Annotated in this window: 25 protein-coding genes; 10 read left to right on the top strand and 15 right to left on the bottom strand. The window is 68.4% G+C overall.

Annotated features, from left to right (window positions below; all coding sequences use genetic code 11):
- Positions 1 to 115 precede the first annotated feature (115 nt).
- Both LBW94_RS27515 and infA read left to right on the top strand, forming a co-directional pair.
- Positions 116 to 916 carry a GNAT family N-acetyltransferase gene (locus LBW94_RS27515; RefSeq protein ID WP_225054995.1) on the top strand — a complete coding sequence of 267 codons (801 nt, stop codon included), beginning with the start codon at positions 116 to 118 and terminating at the stop codon, positions 914 to 916.
- The gene (infA, locus tag LBW94_RS27510; protein WP_225054993.1) at positions 913 to 1,146 is read left to right on the top strand and encodes a translation initiation factor IF-1; all 234 of its coding nucleotides are present in this window, start codon (positions 913 to 915) and stop codon (positions 1,144 to 1,146) included. Before LBW94_RS27515 ends, infA begins: the two co-directional genes overlap by 4 nt.
- 66 nt (positions 1,147 to 1,212) lie before the next feature.
- Here the strand turns inward: infA and LBW94_RS27505 are convergent, their stop codons facing one another.
- Positions 1,213 to 2,826, bottom strand: coding sequence for an adenylate/guanylate cyclase domain-containing protein (locus LBW94_RS27505; RefSeq protein WP_225054992.1), 1,614 nt, complete (start codon positions 2,824 to 2,826; stop codon positions 1,213 to 1,215).
- A gap of 4 nt (positions 2,827 to 2,830) precedes the next feature.
- Positions 2,831 to 3,517: a PAQR family membrane homeostasis protein TrhA gene (trhA, locus tag LBW94_RS27500; protein ID WP_266272234.1), complete on the bottom strand. Its 687-nt coding sequence runs from the start codon at positions 3,515 to 3,517 to the stop codon at positions 2,831 to 2,833.
- Positions 3,518 to 3,754: 237 nt separating this feature from the next.
- Between trhA and LBW94_RS27495 the strand changes: the two genes are divergently transcribed.
- Positions 3,755 to 4,543 (top strand): isoprenyl transferase, encoded by a 789-nt coding sequence (locus tag LBW94_RS27495; RefSeq protein ID WP_225054990.1) that lies wholly within the window; start codon positions 3,755 to 3,757, stop codon positions 4,541 to 4,543.
- Between the two features lie 10 nt (positions 4,544 to 4,553).
- Here LBW94_RS27495 and coaA read toward each other — a convergent pair whose 3' ends face one another.
- Positions 4,554 to 5,486 carry a type I pantothenate kinase gene (coaA, locus tag LBW94_RS27490; protein WP_225054988.1) on the bottom strand — a complete coding sequence of 311 codons (933 nt, stop codon included), beginning with the start codon at positions 5,484 to 5,486 and terminating at the stop codon, positions 4,554 to 4,556.
- Between the two features lie 242 nt (positions 5,487 to 5,728).
- On the opposite strand from coaA, the gene LBW94_RS27485 reads away from it, so the two are divergent.
- Positions 5,729 to 6,928, top strand: coding sequence for a DUF885 domain-containing protein (locus tag LBW94_RS27485; protein ID WP_225054986.1), 1,200 nt, complete (start codon positions 5,729 to 5,731; stop codon positions 6,926 to 6,928).
- Between the two features lies 1 nt (position 6,929).
- On the opposite strand, the gene LBW94_RS27480 is transcribed toward LBW94_RS27485, so the two are convergent.
- Positions 6,930 to 7,058, bottom strand: coding sequence for a hypothetical protein (locus LBW94_RS27480; RefSeq protein ID WP_255633744.1), 129 nt, complete (start codon positions 7,056 to 7,058; stop codon positions 6,930 to 6,932).
- A 155-nt stretch (positions 7,059 to 7,213) separates the two neighbouring features.
- On the opposite strand from LBW94_RS27480, the gene glyA reads away from it, so the two are divergent.
- Positions 7,214 to 8,509 carry a serine hydroxymethyltransferase gene (glyA, locus tag LBW94_RS27475; RefSeq protein ID WP_225054984.1) on the top strand — a complete coding sequence of 432 codons (1,296 nt, stop codon included), beginning with the start codon at positions 7,214 to 7,216 and terminating at the stop codon, positions 8,507 to 8,509.
- 159 nt (positions 8,510 to 8,668) lie between these two features.
- Here the strand turns inward: glyA and LBW94_RS27470 are convergent, their stop codons facing one another.
- Entirely contained in the window at positions 8,669 to 9,634 is a 966-nt protein-coding gene (locus tag LBW94_RS27470; RefSeq protein WP_225054982.1) for an LLM class F420-dependent oxidoreductase, read from the bottom strand.
- 168 nt (positions 9,635 to 9,802) lie between these two features.
- Here LBW94_RS27470 and LBW94_RS27465 point away from each other — a divergent pair, with 168 nt between their 5' ends.
- A complete protein-coding gene (locus LBW94_RS27465) occupies positions 9,803 to 11,209 on the top strand; it encodes a class II fumarate hydratase (protein ID WP_225054980.1) in 1,407 nt (468 codons plus the stop codon).
- A 24-nt stretch (positions 11,210 to 11,233) separates the two neighbouring features.
- Here LBW94_RS27465 and LBW94_RS27460 read toward each other — a convergent pair whose 3' ends face one another.
- From LBW94_RS27460 to LBW94_RS27440, 5 genes are all read right to left on the bottom strand, one after another.
- A complete protein-coding gene (locus tag LBW94_RS27460) occupies positions 11,234 to 12,121 on the bottom strand; it encodes an immunity 49 family protein (protein WP_225054978.1) in 888 nt (295 codons plus the stop codon).
- A 6-nt stretch (positions 12,122 to 12,127) separates the two neighbouring features.
- Positions 12,128 to 13,318: a hypothetical protein gene (locus tag LBW94_RS27455; protein WP_225054976.1), complete on the bottom strand. Its 1,191-nt coding sequence runs from the start codon at positions 13,316 to 13,318 to the stop codon at positions 12,128 to 12,130.
- Between the two features lie 71 nt (positions 13,319 to 13,389).
- Complete coding sequence (locus LBW94_RS27450; protein ID WP_225054974.1) at positions 13,390 to 13,791, bottom strand: hypothetical protein; 402 nt, start codon at positions 13,789 to 13,791, stop codon at positions 13,390 to 13,392.
- Positions 13,792 to 13,848: 57 nt separating this feature from the next.
- Positions 13,849 to 14,298, bottom strand: coding sequence for a hypothetical protein (locus LBW94_RS27445; RefSeq protein ID WP_225054973.1), 450 nt, complete (start codon positions 14,296 to 14,298; stop codon positions 13,849 to 13,851).
- A 221-nt stretch (positions 14,299 to 14,519) separates the two neighbouring features.
- Positions 14,520 to 15,719: an FAD-dependent monooxygenase gene (locus tag LBW94_RS27440; protein WP_225054971.1), complete on the bottom strand. Its 1,200-nt coding sequence runs from the start codon at positions 15,717 to 15,719 to the stop codon at positions 14,520 to 14,522.
- A gap of 94 nt (positions 15,720 to 15,813) precedes the next feature.
- Here LBW94_RS27440 and LBW94_RS27435 point away from each other — a divergent pair, with 94 nt between their 5' ends.
- Positions 15,814 to 16,554 (top strand): TetR/AcrR family transcriptional regulator, encoded by a 741-nt coding sequence (locus LBW94_RS27435; RefSeq protein ID WP_225054969.1) that lies wholly within the window; start codon positions 15,814 to 15,816, stop codon positions 16,552 to 16,554.
- On the opposite strand, the gene LBW94_RS27430 is transcribed toward LBW94_RS27435, so the two are convergent.
- The 3 genes from LBW94_RS27430 to LBW94_RS27420 all read right to left on the bottom strand — a co-directional run bounded on the left by LBW94_RS27430 (position 16,551) and on the right by LBW94_RS27420 (position 19,539).
- Entirely contained in the window at positions 16,551 to 17,408 is an 858-nt protein-coding gene (locus LBW94_RS27430; RefSeq protein ID WP_225054967.1) for an acyl-ACP desaturase, read from the bottom strand. The genes LBW94_RS27435 and LBW94_RS27430 overlap by 4 nt on opposite strands.
- A gap of 165 nt (positions 17,409 to 17,573) precedes the next feature.
- Positions 17,574 to 18,881, bottom strand: coding sequence for a PhoH family protein (locus LBW94_RS27425; protein WP_225054966.1), 1,308 nt, complete (start codon positions 18,879 to 18,881; stop codon positions 17,574 to 17,576).
- Between the two features lie 268 nt (positions 18,882 to 19,149).
- Positions 19,150 to 19,539: a DUF488 domain-containing protein gene (locus LBW94_RS27420; RefSeq protein WP_266272227.1), complete on the bottom strand. Its 390-nt coding sequence runs from the start codon at positions 19,537 to 19,539 to the stop codon at positions 19,150 to 19,152.
- A 71-nt stretch (positions 19,540 to 19,610) separates the two neighbouring features.
- Here LBW94_RS27420 and LBW94_RS27415 point away from each other — a divergent pair, with 71 nt between their 5' ends.
- The gene (locus LBW94_RS27415; protein ID WP_225054963.1) at positions 19,611 to 19,883 is read left to right on the top strand and encodes a hypothetical protein; all 273 of its coding nucleotides are present in this window, start codon (positions 19,611 to 19,613) and stop codon (positions 19,881 to 19,883) included.
- Between the two features lie 23 nt (positions 19,884 to 19,906).
- Here the strand turns inward: LBW94_RS27415 and glpX are convergent, their stop codons facing one another.
- A complete protein-coding gene (gene glpX / locus LBW94_RS27410; protein WP_225054961.1) occupies positions 19,907 to 20,950 on the bottom strand; it encodes a class II fructose-bisphosphatase in 1,044 nt (347 codons plus the stop codon).
- A gap of 152 nt (positions 20,951 to 21,102) precedes the next feature.
- Between glpX and LBW94_RS27405 the strand changes: the two genes are divergently transcribed.
- On the top strand, positions 21,103 to 21,669 hold the full coding sequence (locus tag LBW94_RS27405) for a DUF4245 domain-containing protein (RefSeq protein ID WP_225054959.1): 567 nt from the start codon (positions 21,103 to 21,105) through the stop codon (positions 21,667 to 21,669).
- Positions 21,670 to 21,819: 150 nt separating this feature from the next.
- On the opposite strand, the gene LBW94_RS27400 is transcribed toward LBW94_RS27405, so the two are convergent.
- Positions 21,820 to 23,214: an MFS transporter gene (locus tag LBW94_RS27400; RefSeq protein WP_225054957.1), complete on the bottom strand. Its 1,395-nt coding sequence runs from the start codon at positions 23,212 to 23,214 to the stop codon at positions 21,820 to 21,822.
- A 488-nt stretch (positions 23,215 to 23,702) separates the two neighbouring features.
- On the opposite strand from LBW94_RS27400, the gene LBW94_RS27395 reads away from it, so the two are divergent.
- Positions 23,703 to 24,605, top strand: coding sequence for a LysR family transcriptional regulator (locus tag LBW94_RS27395; protein WP_225054956.1), 903 nt, complete (start codon positions 23,703 to 23,705; stop codon positions 24,603 to 24,605).
- Positions 24,606 to 24,621 lie beyond the last annotated feature (16 nt).

Below are 24,621 nucleotides of genomic sequence, written 5' to 3'. Positions count from 1 at the left end.
GACCCGTGAACACTGTATCGATGTGGGGGCTCCCGCTCGTGGTCACGGCCGTGCGGACGAAATAATTGTCGCCGGGAGCGCCTGTGTCGCAAGGCAATTTCGGAAGGCGACAATCATGGACACTTCTTATTTCATCTCGGGTACCGGTGAGCCCGCGGCGGTGATCACCCGTACCGGGGAGACACAGTGGCAGGCGAGGGCCGGGGATCGGGCCGTGGGCGACGGTGAGGCTTCGCGGCGGCCCGACGGCCGGATCTTTCTCAGCAACGACTCCTGGGACGAAGCGGTTTTCGGGCGGATCGCCGAGGCGATGGTGTCGGAGCTGCCACGGCCATTGTACACAGTGGTCGACGGGGTCGACGCAGAGTTGCAAGCCGCGTGGGAGCGGACCGGTTTCGTGGTCGGCCGTCGGGAGTGGGAGTACCTCGTGCCCACCGATCCGCACGACACCGGACTCGACCTGGCGCCGGACCTCGGCGAGGTGACCGTATTGCCGGTCGGTACGGCATCGGAAGCTCCGCTTCGGCTGGCGTACAACGAGATTCGCGCGGAGATCGACGTCGAACCGGGCTGGGATCTCATGCCCGCCGAGATCTTCGGCTGTCCGGGCGGGCATCCTGCGCTCGATCCGGCGCGGTATGCGGTGGCCGCCGGGGCCGACGGGTATGTGGGGCTGCTGCGCTTCGGCACGCGGCCGCGGCACGCGCGGATCGAGTTCGTCGCGGTCCGGGCCGATCATCGCCGTCGCGGCATCGGCCGGGCGCTGCTCGGCGAGGCGCTCGGCGCGTTGCAGCGGTCCGGGCTGGAACGGGCATCGGCGTACGTACACGCCGACAACGCCGCCGCACTGGCGCTGTTCGATGGTGTCGGTGGCAGTCGGCGGGCCGGCAGCAACCTGGAATTGGTGCTGCGATGACGAATCCGGGGAAGAAGAGTAAGGGCATCGAGATCGAGGGCATCGTTGTCGAGTGCCTGCGCAACGCCACCTTCACGGTGGAGCTGCACAACGGGCACAAGGTGCTCGCGCACATCAGCGGGAAGATCCGGAAGAACTACATCAAGATCCTGCCGCAGGATCGGGTGCTGGTGGAGCTGAGTCCCTACGACCTCGGGCGGGGCCGAATCCTGTTCCGGTACCGCACATAACGGGCCGGCGCAGCTGCCCGGTCCGAGGCGACCGGCACCACCGCACGGTGAGACTCGGGCCGGGCGTCACGGCGCCGGGTCCGGTTGCGGGGTCGGCCGCAGGCGCTCGGGTTGCGTCACTTCGGTAGCGTGATCGACCGGGGTGGAATCGGTTTCGGCGATCGAATGGGTCGGGGTGATCCGGTCGGCGTCCGGATCCGCAGGGATCTCCACGGTGTCGGTCCAGCAGATGGTGGGTTCGAGACGACCGCGCAGCCGGATCGTCTCGAACTCCTGCCAGTTCGCGCGCTCGGCGGCGGTGGCCGCGTCGATCACGGCCTGGCTCACCAGGATTCGGCGTGGCACCCGTTTGGCCTCACCGGTCAGGCGGGCGGCCTCGTTGACGGCGTCGCCGATCACGGTGAACTCCAGGCGGGTGTCGGTGCCGACGTCGCCGGCGAAGACCAGGCCGCGGGCGACACCGATCCCGATGTCGAGTTCGGCGGCGGCGAGCACCTCGTCGCGGATCCGGCGGGCGGCGCGCAGGGCGGGAGTCGCGTTGTCCGGCATCGGAATCGGGGCGCCGAAGATGCAAAGGGCGGCGTCGCCCTCGAACTTGTTGACCAGGCCGCCGTTGTCCTCGGTGGCGGCGACGACGGTGGCCAGCAGGCGGTTCAGGGTGGCGACGAACTCGCGTGGCGGCAGGCCGGTGGACAGTTGCACCGATCCGGTCACGTCGACGAACAGGGTTGTCACCTCGCGCAGTTCGCCGGTGAGATCGGCGCTGCCGGACAGGGCGCGTTCGGCCACCTGGGGGCCGACGTGCCGGCCGAACACGTCCCGCATCCGTTCCCGCTCACGGAGATTCGCCGCCAGTTCGTTGACCGAATGTTCCAGGCGGCCGATCTCACTTGTGCTGCCGATCGGGACCTGCACGTCCAGGTCGCCGCGGGCGATGCGGTCCAGGGCGCGGCGCAGCAGGCGCAGCGGCTCGGCCACCGCGCGGGCCAGCGCCGAGGTCGCCAGCGCACCCACCAGGATGCTGAGACAGGCCAGGTAGATGCCGGTGCGTACCCGTTCCGCGGTACCGGCTTCGGGGTCGGCCAGCACGGTGATCAGGCCCAGCATCGGTACGGCCGCCGACACGATCCAGGACACCACCACCCGGTTGAGTACGGTGGAACTCCAGTGCATGGCGCCGCCGAGCACCTCGGCCACCATCGGGATGGTGGGCCGGATCATCCGGTCGACGATCAGCAGGGTGAGCCCGGCCGATTCGAAGGCGCCGAGAGCGAACATGGCCAGCACCGTGGGCAGGGCGCGGTGGTCGATCTCGTGCGCGAACAAGCCACCGGCGATCGCGACGCCGGGCAGCCAGATCGCCAGGGCCCGGCCGGCGATCGCGATGGGCAGGTTCAGCAGCCGCCGCGCCTCTTTCGGCGTGGGCGGGCGGCCGTTGTCCAGCCAGCTGAAGTAGTGGTCGCGGTCGCGGACGGCCAGCACGATGCCGGCCAGCGCGCCGAGGGTGGGGTAGATCGCGATGCGTGAGATCGCCGACATCCACTCCGTGCCCATCCGGCCGAGCAGCCCGCTGAGCCACAGCTCCGTGACGATCACGCCGAGGCCGCTCAGGTGGCAGGCCATCACCACCGCCGACAGCCCCCAGCGTGCCCGCAGCGCCCACAGAATCAGCCGGCCCATGTGTTCACGGTAGTACCAGCCACACCGCCGCGTAGTGACATACGGCCGCGAGAACCGTTGCCGCATGGAAGAACTCGTGATGACCGAAGACCCTGGGCCACGGATCGGGCCATTTGCTGGCGTAGAGGATCGCGCCGACGCTGTAGGCGATGCCGCCGACGAGCAGCAGCACCATCGGCGCCACCCCCACCCGGTGTGTGAGGGTGGCGGCCACCGGCACGATCGCCCAGCCCAGCAGCAGATACAGCGGCACCCCGACCCAGCGGGGTGCGGTGGGCCACAACAGTTTCAGGCCCATCCCGGCCAGTGCGCCCGCCCACACCACGAGCAGCAGCGTGACCCCGGCGCGCCGGGGCAGCCCCAGCAGTGCGAAGGGGGTGTAGCTGCCCGCGATGAACAGGAAGATCATCGAATGGTCGGCGCGTTTCATCCGCATCCGGGTGCGGTCGCTGCGCCAGGTCACCCGGTGGTAGGTGGCGCTCACCCCGAACAATCCGCACACCGTCACCGCGTACACCAGCGTCGACCAACCGGCCACCGCCGAGCGGGTCGACGCGACGGCCACCAGCACGATGCCCGCGACCGCCGCGAAGCCCACCGCGTACGCGTGGATCCAGCCCCGCATCAGCGGCCGGGCCAGGGTCTGCACGGCGGCCGCCGGCCCGGTTACCGGGTCCTCCTCTACGATCACGTGACTTACCTCCCGAGTAACCTACGGTTGCGTAGGTTGGTTTTGGCCACTGTACCGACTTGCACCCGGTGTGCAACGGCTGATTTGGTGTGTGGATGGGTGACTTCGCTGGGACCTACCGGTCCGGCGGCACTAGGGTGGGACTGTGCCCGACCACCGCGGCTCCGACTCGTACGGCCGAACTCGCGGAACGCCGGATCAGCACGGCCGAAATCGCGGAGAGGCGGATGAGTACCTGTGACCGACAGTCGAGGCTCCGGCAAGCTGCGTCTCCTGCCGTATCGCCTCTACGAGTCGCGGCTGTCGAAGGAGCTCGCCGGGCAGCAACACCCGCGGCACGTCGCGGTGGTCTGCGACGGAAATCGGCGCTGGGCCCGGGAGAACGGCTTCACCGATGTGGCGCACGGCCACCGCGTCGGCGCGCTGAAGATCGCCGAACTGGTCGACTGGTGTCATGCCGAGGGCATCGAACTGGTCACCGTCTACCTGCTGTCCACCGAGAACCTGCGCCGCGCCCCGGACGAACTGGAGACGTTGTTCGAGGTGATCCCCGACGTCGTCGAGGAGTTGTCCGCCCCGGAGAAGAACTGGAGCGTGCGCATCGTCGGCTCGCTGGACGGCCTGCCGGGCGAGGTCGCGCGCCGGATGGAGAAGGCCGCGGCGGAGACGCACGGCCGCAGTGGGGTACACGTCAACGTGGCCATCGGTTACGGCGGCCGGCAGGAGATCGCCGACGCGGTGCGGTCGCTGGTGCGTCAGGAGATCGCGGCGGGCGAGACCGGTGAGGATCTGGTGCAGTCGATCACGGTCGACGCCATCGGCCAGCACCTCTACACCTCGGGCCAGCCCGATCCGGATCTGGTGATCCGCACCTCCGGGGAGCAGCGGCTGTCCGGATTCCTGTTGTGGCAGAGCGCATATTCGGAGATCTGGTTCACCGAGGCGTACTGGCCGGAGTTCCGGCGGGTGGACTTCCTGCGGGCGCTGCGCGACTATGCGGCCCGGCACCGCCGGTACGGCATCTGAGCGACCGGTTCTACAGCTTGCGCAACCGGATCCGGTTGATCGTGTGGTCGCCGTCCTTGCGCAGGACCAGCGTCGCGCGCGGCCGGGTCGGCAGGATGTTCTCCACCAGATTCGGCCGGTTGGTCGAGTTCCAGATGTCCTGCGCGGTGGCGGTGGCCTCGTCGTCGGTCAACTTCGCATAGTGATGGAAGTGCGAATTGGGATCCGAGAATGCCGTTTTACGCAGTGTGAGAAAGCGATTGATATACCACTGCTCGATATCCTCGATGCGGGCATCGACATAGATGGAGAAATCGAACAGATCGGACACCATCAATCGCGGCCCGGTCTGGAGTACGTTCAACCCTTCCACGACGAGGATGTCGGGCTGCCGCACACAGTGGAAATCGTCCGGCACGATGTCGTACAGGATGTGTGAATACACCGGTGCGCACACCTCGGCCGCACCGGATTTCACCTCGGTGACGAAACGCAGCAACTTGCGCCGATTGTAGCTTTCCGGAAAACCCTTGCGGTGCATGATTCCCCGGCGATTCAACTCGGCCGTGGGATAAAGGAATCCGTCGGTGGTGATCAGGTCCACCCGGGGGTGGTGCTCCCAGCGCGCCAGCAGCGCCTGCAGCACGCGGGCGGTGGTGGATTTGCCGACCGCCACGCTGCCGGCGATGCCGATGACGAACGGTACCTGGTGGTCGGGGTGGGTTTCGCCGAGGAACGTCGCGGTCGCGGCGAACAATCGCTGCCGGGCCGCCACCTGGAGATGGATGAGCCGGGCCAACGGCAGATAGACCTCGGCCACCTCTTCCATGTCGATCTGCTCACCGAGTCCGCGCAGCCCGGTCAGTTCTTCCTCGGTGAGTACCAGAGGAGTGGATTTCCGCAGCGTGCGCCACTGTTTACGGTCGAATTCCACATAGGGACTCGGCTCGCTCATCCGTGCCATTTACCCACGACCCCGTCCCGCCAAACTTCGTTGTTCGCCGCGTGCTTCGCCGCCACGGCGTGATCCGGTCGACGCTGCTCGCATGAACGAATTCTCCTCCGGGGCAACAGTGTGCTGCACCCCGGGTCGTACTACTCATCGGTAACTTGGAGTGACATTTCTCTCTGCCGGGGATGCGCGCGAGTCCCGGATGCGCTCGCGGCACTGCACGGGCCCCGGTGGGCGGGCTATCGTCTCCGGACATGGACGCGCACTCGCTGGTGCCGGAATACCTCCGGCTGGGGCTGGCATTCGACCGTCTCGAACCGGGCTTCGTCGACGCCTACACCGGCGATCCGGCGCTGCGCCGGGAGGTGGCCGACGGGCCCGCCCCGCAGCCGCGCGAGCTGGCGCGCCGGGCGGCGGCGCTGCGCCGGGAACTGTCCGGCGCCGACCTGCCGGCAGCGCGCGCGGAATTCCTGGACGTGCACCTGCGGGCGCTGGAATGCTCCGCGCGCAAGTTCGCCGGGGACGCCATCGGGTTCGTCGACGAGGTCCGGGAGTACTTCGACGTCGACATCGCCCCCGGCGACGTCGAGGACTACCGGGAGGCGCACCGGCAGCTGGACGAGGTGCTGGCCGGTGACGGGCCGCTGCTGGACCGGATGACCGCGCACCGCAAGGCCGACGAGATCCCGCCGGAGCGGCTGCGCGCCTGCGTGGACGCCTTCTCCGGCGCACTGCGCGAGCAGGTGCGGGCGCGCTACCCGCTGCCCGACCACGAGCAGGTCGAATACGAGGTGGTCGGCGACAAGCCGTGGTCCGGCTTCAACTACTACCTGGGTGACTACCGCTCCAAGGTCGCCATCAACTCCGACCTGAAACAGCACATGGCGCACCTGCCCGCGCTGATCGCGCACGAGGCGTATCCGGGGCACCACACCGAGCACTGCCGCAAGGAGGCCGGGCTGGTGTCGGCCGGCCAGGCCGAGCAGACGTTGTTTCTGGTCAATACGCCACAATGCCTGATGGCCGAGGGCCTGGCGGATCTGGCGCTGAAGTCGATCGTGGGTCCCGGCTGGGGTCGCTGGGCCGAGGAGATCTACGCCGATCTGGGCCTGCGCTTCGACGGTGAGCGGGCGGAACGGGTTTCGACGGCCGCCGCGAAACTGCTCGGCGTGCGGCAGGACGCCGCCCTGCTGCTGCACGACCGCGGCCGCGATGCCGACGAGGTGGCCGAATTCCTGCAACGCTGGAGCCTGACCACACCGGAACGGGCCAGGCAGTCGCTGCGCTTCCTGTCGTCGCCGCTGTGGCGCGCCTACATCAGCACCTACGTGGAGGGTTACCGGCTGCTGGGCGACTGGCTGGATCGCGCGGCCGACGCCGACGACCGGGCCGATCGCTTCGGCCGGCTGCTGGACGAGCCGCTCACCCCCGGCGCGATCCGGCGGATGGCCTGAGCTAGAAGGTGGTCCAGGTGCTGCATGCGGTGTTGTTGCTGGAGGAGATGCTGCATGCGGAGGCCAGCAGGGCCAGGATGGTGTCGAGGAGGGTGCCGGTGGATGCGATGGGCGCCGCGAAGAAGAGCATTGGTACCTCTGTGAACTCATGACGTGAACTCACCCGGCGAAAGCCGGATGCGACGTGCGCGCGGCGTACGTTACGGCATTCCGGGCAGGTAGTCAGCCCCGGAAACCGGGGGAGCCCACCCCGGACGGCGCCGGACGGTTGCCTAGACTGTCCTGGTGACCCAGACGACCGCTTCTGTCAACACCCAATCGCTCGCCGAGCTGGATCCCGAGCTCGCGACGGCGATGGCGGGGGAGCTCGCCCGCGAACGCGACACGCTCGAGATGATCGCCTCCGAGAACTTCGTGCCGCGCGCGGTGCTGCAGGCGCAGGGCAGCGTGCTCACCAACAAGTACGCCGAGGGTTATCCGGGCCGGCGCTACTACGGCGGATGTGAGCACGTCGACGTCGTCGAGGATCTGGCCCGCAACCGGGTCAAGGAGCTGTTCGGCGCCGAATTCGCCAATGTGCAGCCGCATTCCGGCGCGCAGGCCAATGCGGCGGTGCTGATGGCGCTGATGAATCCGGGCGACCGGCTGCTGGGCCTGGACCTGGCGCACGGCGGCCACCTCACCCACGGCATGCGGCTGAACTTCTCCGGCAAGCTGTACGAGGTGCACGCCTACGGGGTCAGCAAGGAAGACCACCGCATCGATATGGACGAGGTGCGCAAGCAGGCCAAGGAGGCCCGGCCCACGGTGATCGTGGCCGGCTGGTCGGCGTACCCGCGGCACCTGGACTTCGCGGCGTTCCGGGAGATCGCCGACGAGGTCGGCGCCTACCTGTGGGTCGACATGGCCCACTTCGCCGGCCTGGTCGCCGCCGGGCTGCACCCCTCGCCGGTCCCGCACGCCGATGTGGTGTCCTCGACCGTGCACAAGACCCTCGGCGGTCCGCGCTCGGGCCTGATCCTGGCCAAGCAGGAGTTCGCCAAGAAGCTGAACAGCGCGGTGTTCCCCGGTCAGCAGGGCGGGCCGCTGATGCACGCGATCGCGGCCAAGGCGGTGGCGTTCAAGATCGCCGGCGGCGCCGAGTTCGCGCAGCGGCAGGAGCGCACGCTGTCCGGGGCGAAACTGCTGGCCGAGCGGCTGACCGCGCGTGATGTGCAGGACAAGGGCATCACGGTGCTCACCGGCGGCACCGATGTGCACCTGGTGCTGGTCGACCTGCGCAACTCGCAGCTGGACGGGCAGCAGGGCGAGGATCTGCTGCACGAGATCGGCATCACCGTCAACCGCAACGCGGTGCCGTTCGACCCGCGTCCGCCGATGGTCACCTCCGGGCTGCGCATCGGCACGGCGGCGCTGGCCACCCGCGGTTTCGGTGACACCGAATTCGCCGAGGTCGCCGACATCATCGCCACCGCCCTGACCGGCGCGTCCGATGCCGACACGCTGCGCGGCCGGGTGTCGAAGCTGGCCCGGGACTTCCCGCTGTACGAGGGCCTGGAGGACTGGCGCCTGCTCGGCTGAGCGCCCGCACGAAAGCTTCGAGCCCCCTGCGCTTCGGCACAGGGGGCTCGTTCGTCGTAGACCCGGTCCCGGTCACTCGGCAACCGAGGTCCGGATCGCGTCTGCGGGCGGGCTCACCGGTGGACCAGCGGACTGCTCACCGGCCGGACCGGGATCCGCTCACTTGTGCAGCAGCGGTCCGAGCGCCTTCCCGGCCACCTCGAGGACGCCTTCCTCGTGACCGTTGGCGATCATGTTGCAGATGACGCCGTCGATGCCCTGATCGAGGACGCGACGCTGGAGCTGCTCGGCCACATCGTCCGGGTCGCCGACGAACATCCGCTCCTCGGCGGTGGCCCCGCCGCTGAGCGCGGCCTGCCGATCCAGCATGTCCTGCTTCAACTTCCGGGCCCGGTCGCCGTCCGAGTCGATGATCGTGAAGGCCAGGAAGCTGGTCTCCAGCGTCTTCGGATCGCGGCCCACCTCGGCGCAGCGCTGATGCAGCGCGTCGACCTTCTGCGGCAGATCGGCCGGGTTGCAGATGATGTTCAGATGATCGGCGTACCGCGCGGCCAGGCCGAAGGTCTTCTTCTCGCCACCGCCGCCGAGCATGATCGGCAGATCGTCGCGGATGCGCGGCTCGTTCATGGCCTCCTTGGTGTGGTACCACTTGCCGTCCACGGTGGGCCGCTCGCCGTGCAGCATCGGCGCGATGATCTGCAACGCCTCCTCCAGCCGCTGGAACCGATCGGTGAAGGTACCGAATTCGTATCCGAAGGCGTTGTGTTCCAGCTCGAACCAGCCCGCGCCGATGCCCAGCACCGCGCGCCCGCCACTGACCATGTCGAGGGTGGTGACGGTCTTGGCCAGCATGGCCGGATTGCGATAGGTGTTGCCGGTGACCAGGGTGGACAACTGGATCCGCGAGGTGGCGGTGGCCAGGGCGCCCAGCGCGGTGTACGCCTCCAGCATCGGCTCGTCGGGCGTCCCGATCAGCGGCAGCTGGTAGAAGTGGTCCATCACGAACGCAGCGTCGAAGCCCGCCGCCTCGGCCGCCTGCGCCTGGGCGATCACCTGCGGGAAAAGTTCGCGCGGCGAAGCGGCATTGCTGAAGTACGGCATCTGATATCCGAGGCGAATGCTCATGGTCGTCAACCTACCGCCAGGTGGCAGCGGTTCGGCAGTGACAAACCGGCCCTGGTAAACACCCGGCGTCGCGCGTATAAGCGATGTCCGATATTCCCGGCGTTCGTGTGCGAATCCACTCACGCGTGGCAGCCCACTTTCGGTGATACCGCGCTTAGTGTCGGATTCATGAGCGATGACCAGACCGAATACCGCATCGAACACGACACCATGGGTGAGGTTCGGGTCCCGGTGGCCGCGCTGTGGCGGGCGCAGACCCAACGGGCCGTGGAGAACTTCCCGATCAGCGGGCGCGGTCTGGAACGCGCGCAGATCCGGGCACTCGGCCTGCTGAAGGCGGCCTGCGCCGTGGTCAATCGCGATCTGGGCCTGCTGGACCCCGTGAAGGCCGAGGCGATCATCGCGGCCGCGACCGAGATCGCCGAGGGCCGCCACGACGACCAGTTCCCGATCGACGTGTTCCAGACCGGCTCCGGCACCAGCTCGAACATGAACGCCAACGAGGTGATCGCGACCCTGGCCGCGCGCGCCGGGGTCACCGTGCACCCCAACGACGACGTCAACATGTCGCAGTCCTCCAACGACACCTTCCCGACGGCCACCCACCTGGCGGCGACCGAGGCGGTGGTGAAGGACCTCGTCCCCGCCCTGGACCACCTGCGACTTCGGTTGCTGGACAAGGCGATCCAGTGGCGAGAGGTGGTGAAATCCGGCCGCACCCATCTCATGGACGCCGTCCCGGTGACCCTCGGCCAGGAATTCGGCGGCTACGCCCGGCAGACCGAGGCCGGGATGGAACGCCTGCTGGCGACGCTGCCCCGGCTGGGCGAACTGGCCATCGGCGGCACCGCGGTGGGCACCGGCCTGAACGCGCCCGCCGGCTTCGGCGGCCTGGTCGCCGCCGAGCTGCGCCGGGTCACCGGCCTGGACGAGCTGACCGAGGCCCGTGACCACTTCGAGGCCCAGGCCGCGCGTGACGGACTGGTGGAACTGTCCGGCGCGCTGCGCACGGTCGCGATCAGCCTCACCAAGATCGCCAACGACATCCGCTGGATGGGCTCCGGCCCGCTGACCGGCCTGGGCGAACTGCACCTGCCCGACCTGCAACCGGGCTCCTCGATCATGCCCGGCAAGGTGAATCCGGTACTGCCGGAAGCGGTTACCCAGGTCGCCGCCCAGGTGATCGGCAACGACGCAGCCGTCGCCTGGGGCGGCGGCAACGGCGCCTTCGAGCTCAACGTCTACATCCCGGTGATGGCGCGCAACATATTGGAGTCGATCCGCCTGCTGGCCAACGTCTCCCGCCTGTTCGCCGACAAATGCGTCGACGGCCTCACCGCCGACACCGAACGCCTCCGCCGCCTGGCCGAATCCTCACCTTCCATTGTGACGCCGCTGAATTCGGCGATCGGCTACGAGGAGGCCGCGGCGGTGGCGAAGGAGGCGCTGAAGGAGCACAAGACGATCCGGCAGACGGTGATCGATCGTGGGCTGATCGGCGACACGTTGTCGACCGAGGAGCTGGATCGGCGGCTGGATGTGTTGTCGATGGCGAAAGTGCAGGACGGGCAATAGATTTCGGGAGTGCGGGCCGCCACCTCAGGGTTGCGTGGAGGTGGCGGCGAGCTCGGTTGCCCAGTCGGGATTCTCGATGAAATGCCTGGGGATGTAGTCGGATTCGACATCGACCGGCAGGCCGAGGTCGTGGGCCCAGCAGGCGAGGGCGAGCAGGGGGACGGACAGGAACCCGATGGGGTCGTTTCGCCACCGGGCGGTCCCGAAGAATTTGCGGTGTTGGGTCAGCGCATCGGCCAGTAGGCGGTTGAACTGTTCGCCGTTCTGCACTGCCAGGGCGTCGAAGACTTCCATCGGCGGGCGTATCAACCGGTCGGTGACGCGCTGCCCCTCTCGCCCGCCGACCTCACTGACGGTGGACAAGGAATTCACTTCTCCCGCTTGGCTGCCCGGGCCTCGCAGCCAGGCATTCTGGAGGATGGTCACCCACTGGTAGCTGAATTCGCTGGACCGACTGCCGTCGCCGGTGTCACGTAGCCGGTCGACTGCGAAGTGTGCCAGCAGGTCGGCGGCACCACCGTCGCGAGCGATACGGGACCACCAGAACGCGTCCTGCCACTTCCCTTGGGTCGCAGCATGATTCCGCTTCGCAGGAACAGCGAGGGTCGTGTCCAGTATCCGAACTCGTACCGGGTCGGTTTGTCCGGCGAAACCGGCGTCGGTGACCCGGAACAAGCCGACTGTTGCCTGTTCGCTCCGCAGTGCGGTCTCCTGTACCGGTCGGCCGCTTCCTTCCGGATCGGTCAGCAACTGAACCGACAGCAATGATTCCGCGAGAGAGCAGACGAACACGAACTTGTCGGGCATCGTCTCCAGTAGCGGCAGCAATCCGGTGAGATGGCCGGCGTACTTGTCGGCGCGACCTTCGAAGGCGGAGAGATCGATGGGGTGGCGCTCCACAATCACGGTCACGATCATCTATCTTGTCAGGTCGAACTGCTCGCTTCGGTACCCATCGTACCTTTGCGTGACGACCCCGTCCCGCTGCTCGCTTGCGACGGCGGCGCGTACCAGAACGTATTCGATATCCGAATCGGCCGTAGCCAGGAGCCGAAGCCCCAGGTCCTGTTCGATCTCGGAACTACTGCGCGTCAGTGCGTTGACGATACTGTCGTAGTAGCAGCGTGAACCCTGTTTGCAATCCTCGTTTTTCAAGCCCACGCGGGTACCGAGCGCGGACTCCGGTCCTTTTTCTTCGACGATGACGATCTTCTTCTTGCCGGTCGACTTGTCGGTGACCTCGTAAACCTTGTCGAACGTTCCGGATCGCGTGTTGTTCGGATCGGTGAGCGGCGGGCTCCGATCGTATCTGTCGAGTGGATAGGTGTAGTCGAGGAAATGGTCACCGGCGTATCGGCCGATCTCCTGGCCGGTCGAGGTCTGTGCGGCATATGCCTGGGAGAGTTCGGCCTCGGTCTGGGCAGTGGCGGCACCGGTGTCCGCAATTTCCGATTGTTTCTGCGCCAGCCATGTTTTGACCGAGAGGATGGCCATCGAGCGCGCCTCCATCGCCTCGGACGCGTCCATCCACTGCGGTAGCGACGCCGTCTGGTGGTCGACGGAGCCCGGTACGAATTTCGGGGGAGTCGGGGCGGCGGCCGCAATGTAGCGAGTGCTGTCGGCCGGATCCTGGCGGATGATCGGGACCGGCTCGCCGTTCTCATCGATCTGATTGGCATTGCGACGGCGCAATTCGCCGTCCGGACCGGCGTTGTCGTAATAGCGGTCGAGGTAGGCCGGATCGTTGACCTTCTCGGCCATGGGGGCGTTGCGTTTTTCGATCGCGGTCGGCGGGCCGCGCGGCGGTTTCGGGCCCGTCGCCGACTTGCCGGGCGCGCCCGCTCGGGCGCTCTTCTGCATCTGCTGGAATTGGGTGACGCAGCCGGCGCGTTGCTCGTCGAGAGTTGCTTTCTCGTCGTTGAGCTGTTTGCTGACGTTGTCGAACGACGTCACCGCGCCGACGTCGGTGCGGTCGATCGAGGGCGCTTCGGCATTGTGCGCGTTGGTCTCGGTATTGTGCGCGAGGGCGCGCTGTGACCACGTGGTACAAGCCGGGTCGAGTGGTGGTGGCGCCGGCGCCTGTGCCTGGACAGCGGTGCCGATGCTCATCGTCCATGCCACGGCGAGGGTGATCAGGAGCGCCGCGAGTCGTGCGAGTCTCGTGCGCCGGGAGGCGAATGCTATTCGGCGAGGAGCCATTTCCCGCTCTCCCTGACGAGGATGAATGTGGTCGTGGTCTCCATGAGATCCGGATACAGCCGCGTCACATCGGCGTTGGCCAGATCGCCTTCGATCACATAGTTGCTGACGTACAGAATCTGGCCCTGATCACTGCGATCGGATTTCTCGGGCAGTACCCCGCGCGACCGGGCGAGGTGGAACCGTTCCCGAACCTTCGCGCTGTGCAGGTCGATCACCGCCGCGGGACGGTCGGCATCCAGCACGGTGCGCAGCACATGCTCGATCTCCGCCTCGTCCCGCGCTTCCCGCTCAGTGGGCGATACGCTGTGGCCCAGCGACAGGAAGATACTCACGGTAGCGACGACCGCCACCACGACGACCGCCGCCACCGTCAGCAGCACGGCACGGCGCGAACGCGGCACACCAGGGATTCTCATGCCCGATCACCTCGGCCCGGGTCACTTCGTCGGCGCGGGGCTCGGGACCGGGAAACCCATGTCGGGGCAGTACTTCCAGGTGCCGTTCTCCTTGCGGAAGGTCACCGGACCGCTGGCGTCGCCGCCGGTGTCGGTCTTCCCGACGGCCTGTGCGGTGGCCTTGTCGCCGGTGATCTGGACGGCCTCCAGCTTCGTCAGCGTGCCCTTCGGCCGGACGGTCGAGAAGTTGCTGGTCATTTCGGGCGGGATGCTCTTGAAGATGTCCGCGAACTGGGCGCAGAACTGGGCGGACGCGTCACCGGGATTCTTGGCGCTCATCACCGTCCGCAGCGTGGACTCCATCTGCGCCTTGTCCGGGTCGGCGGTGACACCGGTGTCGCCGCCTCCGCAACCGGTGGCCGCGACCACGGTGACCAGCGCGGCGGCCGTCCAAAACGCTTTCGAACACAGCTGTCCGGCAACTGATTTCATCGTTGTCCTCCCCGTGGACATGCTCAACCCCTACAGCTGGTCACTGTAGAACATCGCCGTCCCGGAAGCGAGCCCGTTCTCGAGCAGCGGAGTTGTCGGCGGATAGCCGGTGATCTGCTGAATCGGGCAGCGGGGCAAGGGCTCGGTCGGCCGAAGGCCGGGTGGCCGAGGCGGGCCCTCGATCGCCGCAACCCAGAAGTGGGTGCGGAAACAGTTGTCGCTCAGTGGTATTCGGTATCGTGTGCCGCGGCGAAGGCCGGGTAGTCCTGCAACTCGATGTCGTTCTTGGCGTGGTCGGCGTACTTGGCCGTCAGATCCATCCCGCGGGAGCCGAGGAACCAGTTGCGGAAGCGCAGTCCCAGTGCGGTTTTCGGGGCCAGGAACCGGCCGGGGTGGGAGCCGTCGGCGAGTTTGGCGTGGCGCTTCATGATCTTCTGGTAGCGAGGGAAGGCGACGGTGTGATCGCCTGCGGCGGTGAGCAGTTCGCCTGCCAGGACGTAGGCGCCGACCACGGCCAGGCCGGTGCCGAAACCGGCCAGGGTGTTGCCGTGGGCGGCGTCGCCGGCCAGGGCGACGCGGCCGCGGGTGTAGTCCGGCATCGTCACCTTGCTCAGCGAGTCGAAATAGAAGCCGTCCAGGCCCGGCAGTTCGGCCAGCATGCGGGGGACCTCGCCGCCCATGCCGGCGAAGCGGTCGGCGAGCAGGCGGCGCTGGGCGTCGAGGTCGTCGCGAGGGCAGTCCAGCCGGGGAGCGGCGAACAGGTACAGCTGGGCCGCCTTGGAGCCGCCGGAGGTGGCGAGGCGGCCGGGGGTGTTCCAGCCGTGCGCCACCGCGCGCTCACGCGGGCCGTCGGCGGGCGATTCCCAGGGGGAGGCGCCGGCGATCGCATAGTAATAGCCCTTGTGGGCGACGAAATCGGATTCGGGGCCGAAGGCCAGGCGGCGTATCCGGGAGTGCATGCCGTCGCAGCCGATCACCAGGTCGAAGCGCTGGGGCGGGGCGTGTTCGAATTCGACGTGCACGCCCTCGGCGGTGTCGGTGAGCGCGGTGACGGTATCGCCGAAGCGGTATTCGCAGTGGTCGGCGGTGTGCCGGTACAGGATGTCGGCGAGGTCGCCGCGCAGGATCTCGATGTCGCCGCCGGTGAAATCGCCGGAGATGACGGCCCGGCGGCGGCCGGACCCGTCGTGCAGGACGGTGTCGGTCTTCCCGGTCTGGCGACGCCGGATGTCGGCGAGGACGCCCATTCGTTCCAGCACGGTGTGGTGGGTGGTTCCGGTGAAGTCGACGGCCTGCCCGCCGCGGCGCAGGGTGGGTGACTTCTCGACGACGGTGACCGTGCAGCCGTAGCGCGCCAGCCACAGGGCCAGCGCCGGTCCGGCGATACTCGCGCCGGAGATGAGGACGGTGGTGTTGCGCATTGCTGTTCCTCCCGCTTACTGCGTCCATGGGACGCTGTTGAATGCGATAAGCGTACGATGGACGCAGTTTCTTCGTCAAGCATCGTTCGGAAGGATGGAGGTCATGTCGTCACCCACCGCGCTGGACCTGTTGTGGGGCACCCGCGATCGCCCTCGCCGAGGTCCGAAACCGTCGCTGACCCTGGAGCGCATCGTCGGCGAGGCCATCGCCCTGGCCGATGCCGAGGGGCTGGCGAATCTGTCCATGCAGCGGCTGGCCGAACGGCTGGGTTGCGCGAAGATGGCGCTCTACCGGTATCTACCGGGCAAGGCGGAACTGGCCGCGCTGATGGTGGACTTCGCGATGGGGGCGGCGCCGGAGCTCGTCGCCGAAAGTGTTGCGGCCGAACAGCTCTCGTCGGAATCGCCGTGGCGGCGGCAGTTGCGCGCCTGGGCGGTGGCGGTGTTCGACGGGATGTGCGCGCATCCGTGGATGCAGGAACTGGTGGTCGGGGCGCGCCCCCTGGGCCCCAACGAGATCGGCTGGTTCGAGGCCGGCCTGACCCCGCTGGCCGAGACCGGCCTCACCGGTGCCGAGCGCCTCGACGCGATCGCGCTGCTGGCCGGGCACGCTCGTGCCCTGGCACAGCAGACCGTCGGCGAGCCGGGGCTGGAGAACGAGATGGCCCGGCAACTCGGCGCGACGTTGTCCGCGCACGCCGGGCGTTATCCGCACACCATCGCGGCCTTCGCCGCGCCGGAGGGCCCGGGCGCCCGCGACAATGCCCTGAACTTCGGCATCGATCGCATTCTCGACGGCCTCGCCGTCCTGATGGCGACCCGGGCCGGCGACTAACGGGCCGCGACGGTCAGTTCGGCGCGGGCCTGCTCGCCCGCCTCACCGAAATCGGTGCGGGAGAAGACGTTCCAACGCTCCAGCAGGGGTGCGAAGACCAGCTCGGCGGTGCGGGCCGGATCGTGGATGCCGGCGTCGGTGAGCACCTCGGTGCTGTTGCGGCCGTCGGCGAGGGTGAGTTCGGGCACCCGGAACGCGGCGATGCGGTCCGCGACGGCCCGCATGGTCTGGTCGGGGACCAGGTCGAAGGCCGCGGCGACCAGATCGGCGAAGAACTCGCTCTGGAGTTCGTCGTCGGCGGCCAGGCGCTCGGCGATCGCGGTCACCATGGCGTTCTCGCCGAGTGCGGCGATGTTGCGGTGCCGGATCGCGGCGGCGGCCTCGTCGAACGCGACCTCGGCCAGCACATCCAGCAGGTGCAGCGGCGGGCGGCGGAAACCGTTGGTCATGTGCTCCATGCGCGAGCGATCCAACTGCACCGGATCGACCGCGCGTGTCACCATCAGATAATTGCGCAGCAGGATCTCGTGCCGGTTCTCCTCGGCGGTCCAGCGGCCCACCCAGCGCCACCACGGACCGGTCCGCAGGTACTTGCCGACCTCCCGGTGGTAGGAAGGCAAATTGTCGGCGATCAGCACGCTCACCGTCAGCGCCAGTTTCGCGGTCTCACTCAGCGTCGACTGCGCAGGGTCCCAGTCGACGCCGCCGAGGAATTCGAAATTGCGCCCCTCGGCCCACGGCACATAGTCGTGGGGTTGCCACTCGTCGGCGGCCGCGATGTGCCGCTTCAGATTCGCTTCCACCTCCGGCGCCAGCGATTCCAGCAGCTCACGGTCGGTCAAAAAACTTTGCACGCCGCAAATTTACCCACCGCGAGGCGGTTTCGGGCGATCCGCCCAATTGTCCACGGCAAGGACACAGCGAATCCACAGGCAGGTGCATGACCTGCGCGATCGCGGTGACCGCCGGAGCGCCGCGGCGCCGGGAACCCCGGCGCCGCGACGGCTCTCACGCCGGGATCAGCGTGGACCGTACTCCTCCAGCATCTCGGTGACGAGCGCCGCGATCGGCGACCGCTCGCTGCGGGTCAAGGTGATGTGCGCGAACAGCGGATGGCCCTTGAGCTTCTCGATCACCGCCGCCACGCCGTCGTGCCGCCCGACGCGCAGGTTGTCGCGCTGTGCGACATCGTGCGTGAGCACCACCCGTGAGCCGCTGCCCAACCGGCTCAGCACCGTGAGCAGCACATTCCGCTCCAGCGACTGCGCCTCGTCGACGATCACGAAGGAGTCGTGCAGCGACCGGCCGCGAATGTGGGTCAGCGGCAGCACCTCCAGCATCCCGCGGGAGAGCACCTCCTCCATCACCTCCGGGCTGGCCAGCCCGTCCAGCGTGTCGAAGACCGCCTGTGCCCAGGGGCCCATCTTCTCGCTCTCGCTGCCCGGCAGGTAACCCAGTTCCTGGCCGCCGACCGCGTACAGCGGCCGGAAAACCACCACCTTGCGCTGGGTGCGGCGCTCCAGCACCGCTTCCAGGCCCGCGGTCAGCGCCAGCGCCGACTTACCGGTGCCGGCCTTGCCGCCGAGGGAGATGATGCCGACGCTCTCGTCCAGCAGCAGATCCAGCGCGATGCGCTGCTCCGCCGACCGGCCGTGCAGCCCGAACGCCTCCCGATCGCCGCGCACCAACTGCACCCGCTTGTCCGGGGTGATCCGGGCCAGCGCGCTACCGTTGGCCGACAGCAGTCGAATTCCGGTGTGGCAGGGCAGATCCCGGGCCTCGTCCAGATCGATGACACCCTCGGTGTAGAGCCGGTCCACACATTCGGAGCTCGCGTCGATCTCGGCCATGCCGGTCCAGCCGGAGACGATCACGTCCTGGGCGTGGTACTCGTCCGCGTCCAGGCCGACCGCGCCCGCCTTCACCCGCAGCGGAATGTCCTTGGACACCAGGACCACCCGGTTGCCCTCGGCCGCGAGATTCAACGCACAAGCGAGAATTCGGGAATCGTTGGTATCGGTGCGAAAACCCACCGGCAACACCTCGGGATCGGTGTGGTTCAACTCCACCCGTAGCGTGCCGCCCGCCGTGCCGACCGGCACGTTCTGATCCAGCCGAGTGTGCTCGATCCGCAGATCGTCCAGCATGCGCAAGGCTTCCCGAGCGAACCAGCCGAGTTCGTGGTGATGGCGTTTTGCCTCCAGTTCGCTGATCACTACCAGTGGCAGGACCACCTGGTTCTGACCGAATCGAGTTACGGCCCAGGGATCCGACAGCAACACGGAAGTGTCGATCACGAAGGTTTTGACGGAGCGTGCATCAGTCACGGTGGGCTCCTTCGTTGCCCGTGCTTCACTTGCACGGACTACTCTCGCTGGACCGGTCGGCCTGCGGATCGATCGACTAGATCAATCGGCCCAGGGGCCGGGTGCCGGCCCCCTCGCACTGAGTTGCTCAGTCACGATCAGGACCTCCCGTACGAGCCACACCGCCGCGGCCCGCACACCCGACGTTACTGCGATTTCGCCGCCAAGGTGAGAGTGATCTCGTTCGGCACGGTGAACATCCCGTAAATGTCCAGCTCGCGGGTGATCTTCAGCGGTCCAGTTGGGCCAGCAACACCGGGATGTGGCTGTGCGCAGGATCCTTGACCGATGTGACGAGAGTCACTGCACCGGCGGCGGCCAGCTCGCGGAGGTGGGCGAGCGCCTGCTGCTGCCGGTCACCGGCGAGTTCGGCCAGGTAGCGGCGTTCGAACTCCGGCTGCCGCCGGGCGGGATCGGCGTGCAGCCAGCGGCGCAGTTCGGTGGACGGCGTGACGTCCCGGGCCCATTCGTCCACGCGCGCCTGCTGTTTGCCGATGCCGCGCGGCCACAGCCGATCCACCAGGATCCGGGTGCCGTCCGCGGCCGCCGGCGGCTCGTAGACCCGGGCCACCCGGACCTCCGGGCGGGCGGTGCGACGGCCGTGCGGCTGCTGTGCCATATCTCCCATCGCAGCACGAACCGATGGGAGACGCGAGCCCCGAAACGGTCACAGCGGATAGAGTGCCCTTCATGGCGGACGTTCGGGAACTGGACCAGTTGTCGTCGAAGGAGCTTCACGATCGGGCGGTGAAACATGCCGTCACGCATGGTGACGTGAAGTTCTTGTGGCAGTTGCTGGAGCAGATACCCGCCGCCGAGGCGGCGGCCGGGAACCTCGCCGAGAGCGAGTCCGACATCAAGTACATCCTGCCGATGCTCGACGACTACGTGCACGCCGGCGAGGGGTCGGTGGCCGATGCGCTGCGGCCGTTGTACATCGAGTACCTGGCCGAGCGCACCTAGCCACCGGTTCTGCTCGCGACGCCTCAGGGCATCGGGGGCGCGGCGTGCTCGTCGCCGGTGAAATCGACCGACGAGTACTCCCGCAACTTGGTCAGGCGGTGGTAGGCGTCGATCATGCGGACCGTGCCGGACTTCGAGCGCATCACGATGGACTGGGTCGAGGCGCCGCCGGAGTAGTAGCGCACGCCGCGCAGCAGATCGCCGTCGGTGACACCGGTCGCACAGAAGAAGACGTTCTCCCCGGACACCAGATCCTCGGTGTCCAGGATCCGGTCCAGGTCGTAGCCGGCGTCGATGGCGCGCTGCCGTTCGTCGTCGTCCTTGGGGGCGAGCTTGCCCTGGAGCGCACCGCCCATGCAGCGCATGGCGGCTGCGGCGATGATGCCCTCCGGGGTGCCGCCGATGCCGATCAGCAGGTCGGTGCCGGAATCGGGGCGGGCCGCGGCGATCGCACCGGCCACGTCGCCGTCGCCGATCAGGCGGATGCGGGCGCCGGCGTCGCGCACCTCCTGGATGTGGCGCGCGTGCCGCGGCCGGTCCAGGATGCACACCGTGAGATCGGCGACCCGGGTGGCCTTGGCCTTGGCGACCCGGCGCAGGTTCTCCGAGATCGGGGCCGCGATGTCGATCACGTCGGCGGCCTCCGGGCCGACGGCGATCTTCTCCATGTAGAAGACGGCCGACGGATCGAACATCGCGCCGCGCTCGGCCACCGCCAGCACCGCGATCGCACCCGGTGAACCCTTGGCCATCAGGGTGGTGCCGTCGATCGGGTCGACCGCGAAGTCGACATCCGGCCCGGTGCCATCGCCGACGGACTCGCCGTTGTACAGCATGGGCGCCTCGTCCTTCTCGCCCTCGCCGATCACGACGATGCCGCGCATGGACACGGAGGCCACGAGCTGACGCATCGCGTCGACCGCGGCGCCGTCGCCGCCCTCCTTGTCGCCCCGGCCGACCCACCGGCCCGCGGCCATGGCACCGGCTTCGGTCACCCGGACCAGCTCGAGGGCGAGGTTGCGGTCCGGGGCCTCGCGGCGGCTGGATGCGGGGGTGGATGCCGTCATGGCGTGCCTCCTAGGTTGTCCTTCGCTGACCGAATTGTCGCAGAGTGCCCTGAACGGTTGATCACCTGTCAGGGTGCGCGGGCCGGTGGAACGGGATGCGCGCGAGCGGAGGGGTGTGCGGCCGCCGGGGCCGGGGCGTGGATACTGGGGCTGTGTCCTACCAGAAACCCCGCACTCAGCACGACTATCGGGACCTGGTCTGGTCGCTGATCCCGCTGGTGCTGATCTGCGTGGTCTTCGCGGCCGTCGCCAGCCAGTGCAGCTTCTCGGCCCACGGCCCGACACGCGGCAACATCCCGTCCTTCGATCTGGACGCCGCGCTGCAAGCCGATGCGCACACCCTGTCCTTCCCGGTCCGCAAGCCGGATCTGCCGGGCTGGACACCCAACTCGGGCAGCCGCGACACCGTCACCGGCACCGGCGGGGGTGACGTGAGCACGGTGGGATTCATCACACCGCAGGGCACCTACATGCAGCTCACCCAGTCCAATGCGACCCCGGACGCGCTGGCCGGGCACATCGAGGGCGCCCGGCACGCCGGCGGTACCCAGCAACTCGGCGATCGCACCTGGTCGGTCTATCACCAACCCGGCAGCGAACCGGCCTGGGTCACCGATTTCGGCACGGTCCGGGTCCTGATCAAGGGTGCCGGCGACAGTGCGGCATTCGACGCGATGGCGAATGCGGTCGACGCGGCGCAGCCGCTGGTGGCGAAGTAATACCGCGGAGCCGCCGACGCTGAAGTGGTACGTGGCAGCCGCCGGCGAAGTGCCGCGGGGCAGCCGGGGGACACGGCGCATCCGGGTGGTGCGGTGCCTCCGCTCGAGGCCGAATGACGAGGCGCGGCCGTCGAGTCGAGCCCTCCGGGGTCAAGCGATGGGTTCCGGTCGGCGGTGCAGTGCGGCCGCGGCGATCAGTGCGGTGACGAGCATGCTGATTCCCGCCACCGCGAAGGCGTGGTGCAGGCCGTCGATGTTCAATCCGGAGCTCCCGTAGGCGAGGGCGCCCAGGACGGCGACGCCGAGTACCTGCCCGACCTGACGCAGCCCGTTGTGCACGGCCGAGGCCATACCGGTGCGGTGTGGCAGCACCGCGGCCACCGCGGTCGCGGTCATCGGGGTCAGCGACAGGCCGATGCCGAAGCCGCCGAGGGCGAGCACCCACCAGATCGCGCCGAGACCGGTATCGCGTTGCAGCCCCAGCAATCCCAGAACGGCGCCGCCGCCGAGCAGCAGCCCCGCGACCATCGGCGGCCGGGCGCCGAAGCGGCCGACCAACCGCCCCGAGATCGGCGCCGCCACCGCGAACGCGATACCGATCGCGCACACGTCGAAACCCGCGCGGATCGCCGAATGTCCTTGTAGCTGTTGGAAATACGCGCTGAGATAGACCACCAGGCCGATGAAGGCGAAGAACACCACCAGCCCCGCCAGATTGGCCGCGGCGAACGCCGGATCGCGGAACAGCGCGATGTCGACCAGCGGTTCGGGGCGGCGCCGCTCCCAGCGCAGGAAGGCAGCACCGGTGAGCGCGGCGACGGCGAACGCGCCCAGCGTCGTGGCGGAGGTCCAGCCGTACTGCTGGCCCTCGATCAGTCCGAACGCCGGCGCTCCGACCGCCACCGTCGTCAATGGCGCTGCGGCCCAATCGAAGTCGTGCGCCGCAGGGGCGTGCGGTAGTCGCGGCACCGCCAGTGCGGCCACCGCGACCACCACCGCGGCCAGCGGCGCGTTGAGCAGCAGCACCCAGCGCCAGCCGAGTTCGGCGACCACGACGCCGCCGAACACCGGGCCGATCGCCATGCCCAGACCCGAACTGGTGGACCACAATCCGATCGCCATCGCGCGCTGCCGCTCGTCGTGGAAGGTGGCCCGCACGATCGCCAGGCTGCTGGGCACCAGCAGCGCCGGGCCGAGGCCCTGGATCACCCTGCCCGCCAACAGGATCGGGACGGAGGGCGCCAGCCCGCCGAGCAGCGCGCCCACTCCGAACAGCGTCACCCCCAGCAGGAACGCGCCCTTGCGCCCGTAGCGGTCGCCGAGGCCGCCGCCGGCGACCATCAGGCTGGCGTAGACCAGCACATAGGCGTTGACGATCCACTCCGAGGTGGTGGCGCCGGTGTGCAGTTCGTGCCCGATGGTCGGCAGCGCCACCCCGACCGCCGTACTCGACAGCACGGCCAGGAACTGCCCACCGGTCACCGCTGCCAGCGTGAGCCGGTCGGTGGCGTGCGCACGGGTGTCCGTGACGGGTACGGAAATCATATCCGGACGGTAGGTCCGCTCGAGTCATGCCGTCCATGACCAATAGTGCTATGGACCGATGCCTCTAGAGTTATGAATATGGTGCGTCCTGGAAGCTGGACTGAACGAGCGGGTGGAAGTCCCGTCCCGGTAGGTGCCGGGCGCCGGGTAGCAGGCTCTGGTCTGTCGTCGAGGAGTGGCGGGCTGCGCGGGGTGTCGAATGCCTGCTCTGTACGACCGGATCTGCCGGGGTGACGTCTTGTGGGGGGCGTGGGAACGGGTGCGTCGTAACAAGGGGGCGGCCCCGGGGTCGATCGTGTGATCTTGGCTGTGGTGGAGGACTACGGCACGGAAGAGTGGTGCAACGGGCACGGTCCGCGCCGGTTGCGAGGCACCATCCGATATCCGAAGGCAGCGTGGCCCGGTCATGACGATCATCGGTGAGCCGTGTGCGGGAAAACCGCACGCACGGAATTGAAAGGGATAGGGGCGAGAGCCCCGGACCACCCATGGATCTGCTCCAGCTGCGCTACTTCCGGACCGTCGCCCGCACCGAGCACCTCGGCCGCGCCGCGGCACAGCTGCGGGTGGCGCAGCCGTCGCTGAGCCGGACCATCGCGCGCCTGGAGACCGATCTCGGGGTGCCGCTGTTCGACCGGCAGGGCCGCGGCATCCGGCTCAATCGGTTCGGGGCCGCCTTCCTGGCCCGGGTCGATCGGGCCCTCGGCGAACTCGACGACGCCCGTACCGAATTGGCCGATCTGGCCGGGAACAACTGCGGCTCGGTGGTGGTCGCCGCCGAGAATCTGGCGGTACTGCGGACCCTGGTGGCCGCCTATCTGGGCGTGTATCCCGATGTGGCCGTGCGCTTGTCGCAGTGTTCACCGGAGGAGACGGCGAACCGGCTGCTGGGCGGCACGGTCGATCTCGCGGTGCTGTCGCAGCGGCTGGACCGGCCCGGGGTGGTGGGCCGGGATCTGATCACCGAGGAGGTGCTGCTGGCGGTGCCGCCGGGGCATCGCCTGGCCCGGCGGCGGCGAGTTCCGATGTCGGAGTTGATATCCGAGCCGTTCGTGACCACCGGCCCGGACTACTGGCCGCGCCGGCTGCTGGACCGGCTGCTCGCCCCGACCGGGCAGCGGCCCGTGATCGCTTGCGAGGGTGACGATCCGGCGTCGCTGCGTGGACTGGTCTCGATCGGCCTGGGTGTCGGCCTGCTGCCCGCGATGGCGCGGCAGTCGCCGGGGCCGCGGGTGAGCTGGCTGCACATCGACGACCCGGACTGCCGCCGGACGCTGTCGCTGTACTGGCGCGAAGGTGCCTATCTGCCGTTGTCGGCCCGCCGTTTCCGTGATCTCGCCACCGAACGCTTCGCCGCCGTCGAAGCCGGGCGGCAACCCGCCGGGCTGTGAGTCACCGGTGATCGCG

The organism is Nocardia sp. alder85J (assembly GCF_020176955.2).
Lineage (GTDB): Bacteria > Actinomycetota > Actinomycetes > Mycobacteriales > Mycobacteriaceae > Nocardia.
This window is presented reverse-complemented; position numbering and strand designations above follow the sequence as displayed.